This window comes from Pseudomonas sp. GW823-FHT04A03 (genome assembly GCF_058796615.1).
This window is the reverse complement of sequence record NZ_JBXAIV010000015.1, coordinates 14,814-28,261: the sequence shown is the minus strand read 5'-3', so window position 1 is coordinate 28,261 and position 13,448 is coordinate 14,814. Positions and strand designations below refer to the sequence as shown.

The 13,448-nt window shown below is 62.5% G+C and carries 16 protein-coding genes; 5 read left to right on the top strand and 11 right to left on the bottom strand.

Annotated features, from left to right (window positions below; translation table 11 throughout):
- Window positions 1-137 precede the first annotated feature (137 nt).
- Together AC1Q9F_RS26370 and AC1Q9F_RS26365 are read left to right on the top strand one after the other, a co-directional pair.
- Window positions 138-1,550 carry an aspartate aminotransferase family protein gene (locus tag AC1Q9F_RS26370; protein WP_207983524.1) on the top strand — a complete coding sequence of 471 codons (1,413 nt, stop codon included), beginning with the start codon at window positions 138-140 and terminating at the stop codon, window positions 1,548-1,550.
- A gap of 83 nt (window positions 1,551-1,633) precedes the next feature.
- The gene (locus AC1Q9F_RS26365) at window positions 1,634-1,858 is read left to right on the top strand and encodes an MbtH family protein (protein WP_007917715.1); all 225 of its coding nucleotides are present in this window, start codon (window positions 1,634-1,636) and stop codon (window positions 1,856-1,858) included.
- 205 nt (window positions 1,859-2,063) lie between these two features.
- Here the strand turns inward: AC1Q9F_RS26365 and AC1Q9F_RS26360 are convergent, their stop codons facing one another.
- The 10 genes from AC1Q9F_RS26360 to AC1Q9F_RS26315 form a co-directional block, all read right to left on the bottom strand.
- Entirely contained in the window at window positions 2,064-2,963 is a 900-nt protein-coding gene (locus tag AC1Q9F_RS26360) for a metal ABC transporter substrate-binding protein (protein WP_207983522.1), read from the bottom strand.
- The gene (locus tag AC1Q9F_RS26355; protein WP_033059198.1) at window positions 2,964-3,863 is read right to left on the bottom strand and encodes a metal ABC transporter permease; all 900 of its coding nucleotides are present in this window, start codon (window positions 3,861-3,863) and stop codon (window positions 2,964-2,966) included.
- Entirely contained in the window at window positions 3,863-4,606 is a 744-nt protein-coding gene (locus AC1Q9F_RS26350; protein WP_207983521.1) for a metal ABC transporter ATP-binding protein, read from the bottom strand. The genes AC1Q9F_RS26355 and AC1Q9F_RS26350 overlap by 1 nt, the downstream gene beginning before the upstream one ends.
- Window positions 4,603-5,532: a metal ABC transporter substrate-binding protein gene (locus tag AC1Q9F_RS26345; protein ID WP_064598220.1), complete on the bottom strand. Its 930-nt coding sequence runs from the start codon at window positions 5,530-5,532 to the stop codon at window positions 4,603-4,605. Before AC1Q9F_RS26345 ends, AC1Q9F_RS26350 begins: the two co-directional genes overlap by 4 nt.
- 35 nt (window positions 5,533-5,567) lie before the next feature.
- A complete protein-coding gene (locus AC1Q9F_RS26340; protein WP_492621290.1) occupies window positions 5,568-6,134 on the bottom strand; it encodes a DUF6162 family protein in 567 nt (188 codons plus the stop codon).
- On the bottom strand, window positions 6,131-6,472 hold the full coding sequence (locus tag AC1Q9F_RS26335) for a hypothetical protein (protein WP_179694222.1): 342 nt from the start codon (window positions 6,470-6,472) through the stop codon (window positions 6,131-6,133). Before AC1Q9F_RS26335 ends, AC1Q9F_RS26340 begins: the two co-directional genes overlap by 4 nt.
- A complete protein-coding gene (locus tag AC1Q9F_RS26330; RefSeq protein ID WP_492621291.1) occupies window positions 6,469-7,011 on the bottom strand; it encodes a PA2404 family protein in 543 nt (180 codons plus the stop codon). Before AC1Q9F_RS26330 ends, AC1Q9F_RS26335 begins: the two co-directional genes overlap by 4 nt.
- Window positions 7,008-8,207 (bottom strand): PepSY-associated TM helix domain-containing protein, encoded by a 1,200-nt coding sequence (locus tag AC1Q9F_RS26325; RefSeq protein ID WP_492621292.1) that lies wholly within the window; start codon window positions 8,205-8,207, stop codon window positions 7,008-7,010. Before AC1Q9F_RS26325 ends, AC1Q9F_RS26330 begins: the two co-directional genes overlap by 4 nt.
- A 252-nt stretch (window positions 8,208-8,459) precedes the next feature.
- A complete protein-coding gene (locus AC1Q9F_RS26320) occupies window positions 8,460-9,335 on the bottom strand; it encodes an alpha/beta fold hydrolase (protein ID WP_492621293.1) in 876 nt (291 codons plus the stop codon).
- Between the two features lie 142 nt (window positions 9,336-9,477).
- Complete coding sequence (locus tag AC1Q9F_RS26315; RefSeq protein WP_007955817.1) at window positions 9,478-9,936, bottom strand: VOC family protein; 459 nt, start codon at window positions 9,934-9,936, stop codon at window positions 9,478-9,480.
- Between the two features lie 283 nt (window positions 9,937-10,219).
- Between AC1Q9F_RS26315 and AC1Q9F_RS26310 the strand changes: the two genes are divergently transcribed.
- From AC1Q9F_RS26310 to AC1Q9F_RS26300, 3 genes are all read left to right on the top strand, one after another.
- Window positions 10,220-11,434 (top strand): SfnB family sulfur acquisition oxidoreductase, encoded by a 1,215-nt coding sequence (locus tag AC1Q9F_RS26310; protein WP_492621294.1) that lies wholly within the window; start codon window positions 10,220-10,222, stop codon window positions 11,432-11,434.
- Between the two features lie 2 nt (window positions 11,435-11,436).
- Window positions 11,437-12,102 (top strand): methionine ABC transporter permease, encoded by a 666-nt coding sequence (locus AC1Q9F_RS26305; RefSeq protein ID WP_007955819.1) that lies wholly within the window; start codon window positions 11,437-11,439, stop codon window positions 12,100-12,102.
- Between the two features lie 73 nt (window positions 12,103-12,175).
- Window positions 12,176-12,946, top strand: a complete 771-nt coding sequence (locus AC1Q9F_RS26300) for a MetQ/NlpA family ABC transporter substrate-binding protein (RefSeq protein ID WP_492621295.1) — start codon at window positions 12,176-12,178, stop codon at window positions 12,944-12,946.
- 36 nt (window positions 12,947-12,982) lie between these two features.
- Here AC1Q9F_RS26300 and soxR read toward each other — a convergent pair whose 3' ends face one another.
- Window positions 12,983-13,441, bottom strand: a complete 459-nt coding sequence (gene soxR, locus AC1Q9F_RS26295; protein ID WP_492621296.1) for a redox-sensitive transcriptional activator SoxR — start codon at window positions 13,439-13,441, stop codon at window positions 12,983-12,985.
- Window positions 13,442-13,448 lie beyond the last annotated feature (7 nt).

Genomic DNA, 13,448 nt, shown 5'->3' with positions numbered 1-13,448 from the left:
GATCAAGGGTGTAAATCCTCGACACGCTGGTGCGTTTCCAGAACAGGAAAACCTGCATGTGCGCCCCGCGACCGGAACGCGCACCTGCCCGGTGTGCAGTTTTGGTCACTATCCATAGCGTATTGAGGGGTCGAGAGATGTCAGTCGCCACCAGCCTTATCGAAGAGTCGTCGGCCCGGATCGCCTCCGCGCCGGCTGAAACGCTGTATCAGTTCAATGAATCACCGTTGCTGGCCCGGCAGAGCCAGCAGGAATCCAATGCCCGCAGCTACCCGCGCCGGATTCCGCTGGCACTCAAACGTGCCAAAGGTCTGTACGTCGAAGACGTCGAAGGTCGTACCTTCATCGATTGCCTGGCGGGTGCCGGCACCTTGGCGTTGGGGCATAACCACCCGGTGGTGATCGAAGCGATCCAGCAGGTGCTGGCCGATGAACTGCCACTGCACACCCTGGACCTGACCACGCCGGTTAAGGATCAGTTCGTTCAGGACCTGTTCGGCCTGCTACCGCCGGCATTGGCGAAGGAAGCGAAAATCCAGTTCTGCGGCCCGACCGGCACCGACGCGGTGGAAGCTGCGCTGAAACTGGTGCGCACCGCCACCGGGCGCAGCACCGTGCTGTCGTTTACCGGCGGTTACCACGGCATGAGCCAGGGGGCCTTGAGCCTGATGGGCAGCCTCGGTCCGAAGAAACCGTTGGGCGCATTGCTCAGCAACGGCGTGCAATTCATGCCGTTCCCGTACGACTACCGTTGCCCGTTCGGCCTCGGTGGCGCGGCGGGTGTGAAGGCCAACCTGAGTTATCTGGAAAACCTGCTCAATGATCCCGAGGCCGGCGTGCAATTGCCGGCCGCAGTCATCGTCGAGGCGGTGCAGGGCGAGGGCGGTGTGATTCCGGCTGACATCGAATGGCTGCGCGGTCTGCGCCGCATCACCGAAAAGGCCGGCGTGGCGCTGATCATCGACGAAATCCAGAGCGGTTTCGCCCGTACCGGCAAGATGTTTGCCTTCGAACACGCCGGCATCACTCCGGACGTGGTGGTGCTGTCCAAAGCCATCGGCGGTAGCCTGCCGCTGGCGGTGGTGGTCTATCGCGACTGGCTCGACACCTGGCAGCCGGGCGCCCACGCCGGTACGTTCCGTGGCAACCAGATGGCGATGGCCGCCGGTTCTGCGGTGATGCGTTATCTGGTCGAGCACAAGGTCTGCGAACACGCCGCCGCCATGGGCGAGCGCCTGAGCGAGCACTTGCACATTCTGCAGCGTGATTTCCCGCAACTGGGCGACATTCGTGGTCGTGGCCTGATGCTCGGTGTCGAGCTGGTCGATCCGAACGGCACGCCGGATGCCTTGGGCCATCCGCCGGCCTTCGCACGTCTGGCGCCGCTGGTTCAGCGCGAATGCCTCAAGCGCGGGCTGATTCTGGAGTTGGGCGGTCGGCATGGCGCGGTGGTGCGATTCCTGCCGCCACTGGTGATCACCGCCGCCGAAGTCGATCGCGTCGCCGAGATCTTCGGCCGTGCGTTGAGCGCCGCGACCGCCGGCCTGTAAATTTTTCGCCGCGTCGAACGTTCTTTCTATATACCCGGCTGCACCCGTCGTGCAGCCCACCCTTACAGCGATGGAGACACAGCATGACGTCAGTATTCGACCGCGAGGACATCCTCTTTCAAGTCGTGGTCAACCACGAAGAGCAGTACTCGATCTGGCCGGACTACAAGGCCGTGCCGGAAGGCTGGCGCACCGTCGGCAAGAGTGGCCTGAAAAAGGAATGCCTGGCCTACATCGAAGAAGTCTGGACCGACATGCGCCCGCTGAGCCTGCGCCAGAAGATGGAAGCGCAAGCGGCTGCCCAGTAAGTCTTCAGGCAAAAAGAAACCCGCTGGACTGGAAACAGTCTGCGGGTTTCTTCATGTCTGGAAGATCGGCCTTGATGATCGCTCCCACGCTCTGCGTGGGAATGCCTCATTGGACGCTCCGCGTCCGCTTCGGAAGGGACGCGGAGCGTCCTGGGCTGCATTCCCACGCGGAGCGTGGGAACGATCAACGGGGGGGCAGTTGGTGTTACGCGCCGCTCAGGCCCTTGAGCAGCACATCCACATTGCCTTCCAGCTCTGCCACCGGATCCGCCGCATCGGTGCTCAGCACCAGCAGATGACTGCCCGATTCGGCAATCGCCGCTTTTACCGCATCCGACGGCTGCCGATGGTGCAGCACCACTGCCACGTCATTGTCTTTCAGGGTGGCGGTGAGTTTTTTCAGATCCTCCGGCGTCCATTCGGCATCCGCGCGGGCATCCTGTCCGATCAAATCCAGATTAAGGCTGCCGATCAGGTAACCGAAGTGATCGCTCAGGCTCATCACGCTCAGGTTGTCGGCACTGGCCAGACGCGCCTCGCTGTCGGCACTGAGTTTCAGCAGGCGCTGCTTCAGTGCCGCCAGATTGGCTTCGATCTTCGGTTTGTCCTTCGGCGCCAGGCGCACCAGATCCGCCGCCATCACGTCGGCCATGCGTCCCATGTTGTTGCTCGCCAGCCACGGTTGACTGTTGAGGCCGTCGACATTGAGCCCCGGTTGCACGGCAATGCCGGGCAGGGCGCCGTCCACCGGACGGGCCGCGTCGACCTCGACGATGCGGATGTTGCTGCGCCGTGCGATTGGATACAGCGGATCATCGGCCCACAGCGAGCGCACGCCGATCACCGCATCGGCGCCAGTGGCCAGTTTGCTCAGCGCCGGGGCGCCGCGACCGGTGAAGTAGGCGGTCTGGCGGCTGCCCGGCAGATTCGCCGGCGCTGCACGTTCGAGGCTGATGTCGGTGCCCTTGAGCAGGACTTCGCCCAGGCCATAAGTGATGGGCAACGAGGCCAGCACTCGCAACGGTTTCTCGGCAGCCAGCAGAGGGCTCGAAACCGCACCACTCAGGGCGATGGCCAGGGTCAGTTGTCGCAATGAAAAAGCCATTTATCCAAGGTTCCCTTTCAGACTGGGGACGACGCCCCGGGCAATCGCGGCGAGGGCGAAGGCGATACCGGCGACCAGAATGATCGCGGCGCCGGACGGAATCGGCAGGTCGAACACGATCGGCGCGAGAATCCCGCACAGCGTACTGATCGTGGCAATCAGCACCGAACACCAGAAAAAGCCCTTGAGCGACTGGCTGAGCAGACGCGCTGCCGCCGCCGGAATCACCAGCAGCGCACCGACCAGAATCGCACCGATGACTTTCACTGCAGCAACCGTAATCAGCGTCACCAGAATCACGAACAGGTAATCCAGGGTCTTCACCGCGACGCCGCGAACCGCCGCCAGCTGCGGGTTGAAGCTGGCCAGCATGATCCGGTTGTACAGCGGCAGGGCCAGAGCCATGACCAGCGAGCCGACAATCGCCAGCACCAGCAGGTCGTTACCGTTGACCGTCAGCACCGAGCCGAACAGCACGTTTTCCAGAATGTGCACGTTGATCTTGCCCGCCAGAATCAGCAGCAGGCTGGCGCCCAAGGCGAGGGACACCGACAGGAAAACGCCAATCAATGTGTCCGGAGCCAGGCCGGTGCGGTTGCGCAAGTAGTTGAGCAAAATGCCGAACAGCAGGCAGTAGCCGAACAGGCTGCCGTACGGGCCGGTGTAGGGTTCGCCGAGCAGAATGCCGATGGCCACGCCGGTCAACGCCGCGTGGCCCACCGCCTCGGAGAAAAACGCGAAGCGCTTGACCACCACCAGCGTGCCGAGGCCACCGAGTACCGGGCCGATCAACAGACCGGCCAGCAGGGCGTTGACCACAAACCCATAGGCCAGGGCTTCCGGCAGATAACCGGAGGAGGCCCAGCCTTGCACCATCAAACGAAAGGCTTCGTAACTCATCAGGCAGCGCTCCGTGGATGGGTCGAGAACAGGGTCAGCAGACGTTCCGGGGTCAGGGCCTGTTGCGGCGTGGCGTCGAACAGCACGCGGCGGTTGAGGCCGGTGACGCGATTGGCCAGACGCCCGACCGCTTCCAGATCGTGCTCGATCCACAGCACCGTGATGCCTGCCGCACGCCAGTCGCCGAGCAGGCGCTCGAACACCTGGATCCCGGCTTCGTCAAGGGCCGACATCGGCTCATCCAGCACCAGCAATTGCGGGGCCGGAATCAGGCCCTGGGCAAGCAGTACCCGCTGGCGTTCGCCACCGGACAGCGCACCCATCCGGCGCTTGCGCTTGTCCTGCATGCCGACCCGCTCCAGCGCTTCCCCGATGGCGCCGGCGTAATGTTTGCTCAAGCCGAGAAACGCCGGGCGACGCTGACACATGGCAGCCATGAAGTCGTCGACGGTCATTGGCAGACCACGATCGAACTCCAGCGCCTGCGGCACGTAGCCGATGGTGCCAGGCTCGCCGGGCCATTGCAGACTGAGCCGGCCCTGATGAGGCATCTGCCCGAGCAGGGTCTTGATCAGCGAGCTCTTGCCGCCGCCGTTGGGGCCGACCAGCGCATGTACGCTTCCGGGCTGAACTTGAAAGGTGACCTTGTCCAGAATCGTCGTGCGGCCGAGGGTCAGGCTGACGTCGGCGAAATCCAGGGTCGGGCCGTTATGGGTGATTGAGAGGTTTTCCTGAACCGTCATGCGCCGGACTCCTGAATCGCCCGAACCACGGTGTTGAGGTTGCCGGTCATTTCCTTTTCGTATTTGTCGGCGGTGTATTCGCCGTAGGAAATGTGCGACAGCGGGTACAGCTTCACACCGGATTCACGCTGGATGGTTTCGACGTAGGTGGAGGGGAAATCCATCTCGGAGAAGATCACTTTCACGTCCAGCTCGCGCAGTTGGTCGATGGTTTTCTTCAACTGGCTCGGGCTCGGCTCGATGCCGTGGGCGGGTTCGACCACGGCGGTGACTTCCAGACCGAACTCACGCAGCAGATAGTCGTAAGCGGCGTGCACCGTGGCCACCCGCAGTTCGGCGTTCGGCGCCTGGGTCAGTTTGGCCAGGGCGTCGGCGCGCATCTGCCGCAGGCGTTTGCCGTAGGCGCGGGCGTTCTGGGTGTAGGTCTTGGCGTTATCCGGATCGAGCTTGCCCAGTTCCCGGGCGATGTTGTTGACCTGAGCAATCGAGGCGCTGATCGACAGGAACGTGTGCGGGTTCACCACTTTGCCGGCACCACGCGCGGCAACCCCGGTGGCGGCCAGCAACGGTACGTTTTCGTTGGCTTCGATGGTCTTGATGTTCGGCGTTTCGCTGGCGGCGATCATGCGGTCGGCGAAGTCGTCATGGCCGACGCCGTTGAGCACGATCACGTCCAGCCCGCTGATGCGTTTGATGTCTTCGGCGCGCGGCTCGTAGGCGTGCGGGTTGAAGCCGGCGGGAATCAGCGGCACGACCTCGGCCTTGTCGCCGACGATGTTCGCCACATAGCTGTAATACGGATGCAGGGTGATGCCGATGCGCAGGCGCTTGGCCTGATCGGCGCTGGCCAGCGGGCTCAGCAGGCAGGCGCACAGGCCGATCAGCAGCAGGCGCAGGAAAGGACGGCGTTGAGATGAACTAGGCATGGGCAAGCGGTCTTCTCTCGAATGAAGGCGAGGGTTCAATGACGATGTTCGCGGGTCACCCCGGCATCGAATTGCGCGACGATCTGTTTCCAGCCAGCGGCGGACAGCGCTGCGTCGGACAGGTCTGCCGGCGCTTGCAGGTCGGTGGCGCGGTTGAGCCAGATGTCCGGTGCGGCGTCGTTCAGGCGCATCAGAAACGAACCGGCCACTGCCGGTGCCTGGCTGTGGCCGAAGTAGGCGCGGTCGGCCAGCAACTGCCAGACGTGACCGCCACGACTGACCGAACTGGCATCCTGGGCAAACGGAGCAAAGCCTTCATCGGCCAGATTCTGCGGGGTTGGCAGTGCCTGTTGTTCTTCGCGCAACAGGTGGATCTCGTCGAGGGTCACTCGCAAGTCGGCGTAGATGCCTTGCTCGCTGGCGCCGAGATCGCGACGGGCATCCAACTGATGGCTGGAAACCGGCTCCGGCTCGTGGGAGACGCCGCGCCATGCGACTACTGATCCGGCGACTGCAAGGATCAACAGGCATATCAGCAGCACATTGAGGGTTTCGTGCCCGGCACCGGCCGGGCGTACAACCTGGGTGGTCGGCGTGGTCATGGGGCTTCGATATCCGCTTGGTCGATTTCGACCACGTGGCCTGGGCCGGCGTCGAACAGCACGTAGAACTCGGCGCCGGGTTTCTTGAAGGTCAGGGTCGAATCGGCGCCGAGCTTGCCCGGCACCAGAATGGTTTCGTCGTAGCCGATCACATCGAGGGTCACCCCCGGCGCGCCGCTGCCGTCGGAGAAGCCGCCGGTGCATTTGATCTGCTCGGCATCGATGGCCTTGCACTCGCACATCGGGTTGTGGGCCAGGGCGCCGGCGCTGAAACCGGCAGACAGCATCAGCAAAGCAGCGCTCAGGTGCAGGCGAAAGGGGCGTTGGGCATGGCTCATGGTTTGGCTCCTTGTTTGTTCAGCCAGGCGAGGGTGGCAGGCGAGGCCTGGCTCAGCGGGATCGAGGCCTGGTGCATGCTGCCGTCCCAGCCTTCCATGGTGATCCACAGTTCGGCGTCGGCGGCGGTCTTTTCCGGCACCGACAACTGGGTGCCCATGCGGTACGGCGTGCCGAAGAAAATCACCCCGGCCGCGCGCAGGCTGCGAGGTTTGCCGATGCGCAGGTACGTCGCCTTGACGTGGTCGACACAGGCATCGCAAAGGGCGGCGTTGAAATCTTTCATGTAGCCGGCGGGGCCGCTCAGGATCGGTGCCTCATTGCGCAGTTCGGCCAGTCGCAGGCTCCAGGGACCGACCTGGATTTCGCCGATCTCCCGTTCACCCAGTCCGCTGTCGCCGCGAAACAGCGAGGCGTCGGCGAAGTATTTGGGCATGAAGCCCAATGGGATCAGCAGCAACAGCACGTTGATGTGGAAGCGCCATTTGTGCCAGATCACGCTCAGCCGTGAAGGCTGAGCCACGGTAGTGGACTTGCTCACAGGTTGGCCTCCGACGTTTCACGGTGCAGGGCCGGTTGCGCCTGCACGCGCTGTTTCTTGTGCTCGCGCTTGAGAGCGTTGGCGGTGGCCAGCGCGGTGCGCTTGGTCCAGATCAGCAGGCCGCTGAGGACCATCATGCTCAGCAGCAGGCCGAAGAAGAACCAGATCAGCTTGATCCACAGACCGCCGAAATCACCGGTGTGCAGCGGGCGCATGGATTCGGTGACGAACTCCAGCGACGTGCGATCGGACAATAAACGCGAAGCTGCCACGTCACCGCTGTAGGGGTTGAGCGTGGCGGTCTGGTACATCAGCGGATACCAGCCGCGCCCGCCGATATCCAGGTGCGCGTAGGCATTGCCCGGCAGGCTGATGAAGCTGGCTTCGAAGCCGGGGATTTTTGTCTGGGCGATTTCGATGGCGCGATCCAGGCTGATACGCGGCGGTGGCGAACCATCGTTCGACTGCGGCACGGCTTCGCGGGACATGGCCGGAATGATCGGCTCGCTGGAAATGGAAATCTGGTTGTCGAACAGCAGCGCCTGAATCAGGAACCAGGTGCCGGTGATCGAAATCACCGCGATGAACCAGATCGACCAGATGCCGCTGAGGCGGTGAAAGTCGCCCCAGAAAATCCGCGCACCGTGGCGAATGCGCAGGGTCGGGCGGAAAAAGCCTTTCCAGAAGCGCTTGTACACCACCAGCCCGGTCACCAGCGAAGCCAGCATCGGCAGGCCGAGAAACGACACCAGGTACCAGCCCCAGCTGAAACCGTTGGTGAACGGCACCAGCCACCAGCCATGCAGTGCGCGGGTGAACGCCTTGAAGTTGAAGCTCGGCGCCGTGCCCTGGATCACGCCGGTGTACGGGTTGACGTAGACCGTCAACGAGCGACCGTCGGGGTAGCTGACGTCGACGTCGAGGGCAAAGTGCGACTCGTCCGGACGATTGATGCTTTGCACCACCGTCTGCGGTTCGGCTTTTTTGATTTCGGCGAGGATCTGGTCGTAACTCAGGCGCGGTGCATCGTCCGATGGCGCGCTGGCGCGCATCTGCGGGTTGGCCAGCCAGACGATTTCCTGACTGACCACCGCCAGGGTGCCGGTGACGCAGACGATCAGAACGAAAAACCAGATCGGCAATGCCAGCCAGCTGTGTACCAGGAACCACAGTTTCGAGCGGGATTTCTTCGACATGATGACGGGTCTTGATTCGGTGAGAGGGAGCGGTACTACGGGCTTCGCAGCACGGCAGTCCCCTGAAAGGCCGGTCGTGGCTTTTGCCTACGCGACCGGCCCGCATCTCTATAAGACGGATGACCGAAGCAAATCCCGATAAACGATATGAAAGTAAATGTTTCGCGATTGCATGTTGCCGTCGCGTGGTCGGATTTCTGCGGGGGAGCGAAGCAGTCCGACGGCGCATGCCGCCGGATTGAAGGAAGGGAATCAGCGGAGAAAGTCGAGCGCTTCGGCCAGCAACAGTTCGGGGACCTCTTCGGCAAGGTAATGCCCGGCTGGCAGGGCCTTGCCCCGTACGTCGGTGGCAACCTGTTGCCATTCCTTGAGCGGATCGAAGCAGCGACCGACAGTGCCCTCGGCGCCCCACAGCACCAGCAACGGCAGGTTCAGGTGGCGACCGGCCGCGAGATCGGCGCGATCATGTTCCAGGTCGATGCCGGCACTGGCGCGGTAATCCTCGCAGATCCCCCGAGCACTGCCGGGACGTTCCAGGCAACGCCGGTATTCGCTGAAGGCCTCATCGGTGAAGGGCGCGAGCCCGGCGCTGCGGCTGCCCATGACACTGCGCAGATAACCTTCGGGATCGGCTTCGATCAGGGTTTCCGGCAATGGCGCCGGGCGGATCAGGAAGAACCAGTGCCAGTAGGCGCGGGCAAAGGCTTCATTGGTCTGGCTGTACATCGCCAGGGTCGGTGCGATGTCGAGCAGGACCATGCGCTGCACAACCTCGGGATGATCGAGCGCCAGGCGATGGGCGACCCGCGCACCACGGTCGTGGGCAAGGATCGAGAACTGCTCGAAACCCAACGCCTTCATCAATTGCACGCCGTCGCGGGCCATCTCGCGCTTGGAGTAATTGAGATGAGCCTCATCGGCCGGCGGACGACTGCTGTCGCCATAACCGCGCAGGTCGGCGGCGATCACCGTGAAGTGCTCCGCCAGTTGCTCGGCGATCTTGTGCCAGATGACGTGGGTCTGCGGGTGCCCGTGCAACAGCAGCAGGCCCGGGCCGCTGCCTTTGAGGCGGTAGCTGATGTCCACACCGTTGACGTGGCGCTGGTCTTTGACGAATCCGGCAAACATCGGGTGATCCTTTATTCAGGCGAGTGGCCTGCATCCTGAAATCGCCGGGCGTTCATGACAAGACGTGAAGCGTGGTTCGACGGTTCATGAATCGTGTTCGCCCATCCCCGCGCGCTGCGCGGGAATGGACAACCCGGCATTGCTAACCCTGCTGAAACATCTCCTTCGCCCGCTGCTCGATCTGTTCCTGGGTCAGGTCTTCCTTGCGCGTGGCCAGGAACCACAGATGCCCGTACGGATCTTTCAATGTCCCGCTGCGGTCGCCGTAGAACTGATCCTTGACCTCGGACACCGAGGTGGCGCCGGCCTCCAGTGCGCGTTGAAAGGATTTGTCGACATCGGTCACATACAGATGCAGACCGACCGACACCGCTTTGTCCGGATTGCTCAACGGCCCTTGATCGCATGGCGAGCCGAGCATGATCGCGCTGTCGCCGATGCGCAGTTCGGCGTGGCCGATGCCGCCGTCGGGCATGCTCAGGCGCATGACTTCGGTGGCACCGAACGCCTTTTTATAGAAGTCGATGGCTTCGGCAGCTTTGTGAATGCCGAGGTACGGGGTAATGCTGTGATACCCCTCGGGAATGGGTTTGACGCTCATGGCGGTACTCCCTGTTTTTTGTTGCCTGGTTTTTATTAGAGGTTGAAGGTGTGCCTTCGCCGGGTTTGCCGGTCGCTCAACTATAGATCCGTGCCGCCGCCATGGCCGAGTAGCCGACGAGCAGCCACCGCACTGTTCAGCCATCGACAGTGAAGCAACAGAATGCGCGGGTTTTCATCGCCGCAAACCCTGGATATCCGCTGCAACCCCCGAAAAACAAGGCCTGTCAGTCAGGCACAGAAGCTGCAATGACCCGGTACAACACCGATACCGAGAGTCATCCATGTCTGAATCTGCCGTTTATCCGATCAACCCGCCGGCCGCCCACCGGATCGCCGACGACGCCGAAGCCTTGCGCGTGGCTGCACAGGTCGCCGCCGTCTTGCAGGAACACGCCGCCGAGCGTGACCGCAGCCGCGAAGTGCCCGCCGAGATCGTCGATCTGTATTCCAACAGTGGCCTGTGGGGCATCACCGTGCCGAAGGAGTTCGGCGGCGCGCAGGTGTCCTACGCGGTGCTGGCGCAGGTGATCGCGATCATTTCCGCCGCCGATCCGTCCCTCGGGCAGATCCCGCAAAACCATTACTGCCTGCTCGAAGACATCCGCCTGCAAGGCACCCCGGCGCAGCAGGCGCATTTCTTTGAGCTGGCGCTGCAAGGTCATCGTTTCGCCAACGCGCTGTCGGAAACCGGCGGCAAGAACGTGCAGGATATTCAGGCGACCATCCGCCGTTATGGCGACGGTTTCATGATCAACGGTCGCAAGGGCTACTGCACCGGTTCGCTCTACGCCCACTGGCTGGCGGTGCTGGCACTGGATGAAGAACAGAAGGGGCAGTTGGCGTTCGTCGAGCGCGGCACGAAAGGGCTGGTGATCGTCGATGACTGGGACAGCATCGGCCAGCGCACCACGTCCAGCGGCACGGTGCTGGCGCAGGATTTACAGGTGGCACCTTTCAATCTGTTTCCGACGTACCGTTCCTACGAGAGCCCGACCCTGGCCGGGCCGTTCGCTCAGTTGACCACCGCTGCAATCGACGCCGGCATCGCCCGGGCAGCCTTGCGCGATACCGTGGAATTCGTCCGCCAGTTTGCCCGGCCATGGATCGATGCGGGTGTGGAAAAGGCCAGCGAAGATCCGTTGACGATCATTCAGATCGGCGCGCTGGAAATCCGTCTGGAAGCCGCCGAAGCCTTGCTCGAACGCGCGGGTTGGGCGCTCGACGCCGCACGTCCGGCGCCCGATGAAGACAACGTCGCGCTGGCGTCCCTGGCCGTGGCCAAGGCCAAAGTGCTGACCACCGAAATTGCCATCGAGGCCAGCAACAAACTGTTCGAACTCGGTGGCACTCGTTCGACCCTGAAGAAGCACAACTTCGATCGCCACTGGCGCAACGCCCGGGTTCACACCCTGCATGACCCGGTGCGCTGGAAATACCACGTGGTCGGCAACTGGCTGCTCAACGGCGTCAAACCACCGCGCCACGACTGGTCCTGATCATGGCCGAGTGGTTCAAACACATTTACTGGGCCGACATCGCCCAGGCCTGTCTCGACACCCTGAGCATGCTCGGCGCGGCGCTGCTGTTCACGGTGTTGCTGGGCTTGCCGCTGGGGCTGCTGTTGTTTCTCACCGGCAAGCGCCAGTTGCATGAAACGGTCGGCCTGTACCGGGTGCTGTCGGTGATCGTGAACATGCTGCGTTCGCTGCCGTTCATCATTTTGCTGATCGTGCTGATTCCGCTGACCACGTTGCTGGTGGGCACATCGCTGGGCGTGCCCGGGACCATTCCGCCGCTGGTGGTCGGTTGCACACCGTTCTTTGCGCGGCTGGTGGAAACCGCATTGCGCGAAGTCGATCGCGGCGTGGTCGAGGCGACCCAGGCGATGGGCGCCAACACCTGGCAAATTATCCGCCACACCCTGCTGCCGGAAGCCCGTGGCGGGTTGCTGGCGGCGGTGACGGTCACCGCCATCGTGCTGGTGGATTACACGGCGATGGCCGGCGTGATCGGTGGCGGCGGGCTCGGCGATCTGGCGATCCGCTACGGCTATCAGCGCTTTCAGACTGACGTGATGGTGGTCACCGTGGTGTTGTTGCTGATTCTGGTGCAGGCCCTGCAAATGACCGGCGATCGTCTGGTGGCGCACTACAGCCGACGCTGAAAAAACAAGTTCAACCCATAAAGGCCCCACGTTCACCCCACGACGGCCACTCAAATCTGCCTTGGAGCACAGCATGAAAAAGACCCTGGCCGTACTGGCTGCCGTTCTGTCGTTCGGCGCTCACGCCAACGAAAAACTGATCGTCGGAGCCACCCCGGTGCCGCACGCGGAAATCCTCGAGTTCGTCAAACCGACCCTGGCCAAGGAAGGCGTGGATCTGGACATCAAGGTCTTCACCGACTTCATCCAGCCCAACCAGCAACTGGCGCTGAAAAACCTCGACGCCAACTATTACCAGTACCGGCCGTTTCTCGATGATTTCAACAAGACTCGCCACACCGATCTGGTGCCGGTGGTCGGCGTGCACATCGAACCGTTCGGTGCTTACTCGACCAAGATCAAAAACATCTCGGAGCTGAAGGACGGCGCCAGCGTGTCGATCCCGAATGACCCGGTAAACACCGGTCGCGCCCTGGTGCTGCTGCACGAAGCTGGGCTGATCAAGCTCAAGGATCCGAGCAACACACTGGCGACCCAGCGCGACATCGTCGAAAACCCCAAACACCTGAAAATCCGTGAACTGGAAGGCGCGTTGCTGGCACGTTCAGTGAGTCAGGTGGATCTGGCGTTCGTGTTCGCCAACTACGCGCTGGAAGCCGGAATCGACACCAAAAGTGCGTTGATCGTCGAGAAGGGCAAGAGCCTGTACATCGAGTTTCTGGTCGCGCGTCCCGACAACATCAATGACCCGGGCCTGCAGAAACTGGCCAAGGCGTTGAATTCCGATGAAGTGCGTCAGTTCATTCTGACTCGCTACAAAGGGCAGATTGCGCCGGGCTTCTGATGGATCGAACTGAGGGTTCCCGTGGGATGGGAGCCCTCACTTGGGTACGTCGAGAAAGTGCGCTCCCGGCCCTTGCTCGCCCAGCACATCGCCCTGATTGCGCAGCGGGCAGGCTTCCATCGACAGGCATCCGCAACCGATGCAACCGGTCAGTCGATCCCGCAGCAGCATCAACTGATTGATCCGCTCGTCCAGCTCACGCCGCCACTGCTCCGACAACACTTTCCAGTCCGCTGTCGTTGGCGCGCGGTTGTCCGGTAGCTGTTTCAACGCCTCGCCGATTTCTGCCAGCGGAATGCCCAGCCGTTGCGCCACCTTGATCAACGCGACCCGCCGCAGCACTTCCCGTGGATAACGCCGCTGGTTGCCGGCATTGCGCTGGCTCTTGATCAAACCCTTGGATTCATAAAAGTGCAGGGCGGTGACTGCCACGCCGCTGCGGGCCGCGACTTCGCCGACGGTCAGTTGCTTGTGCACATTTTCCGCAGTGATCATTTGCAAA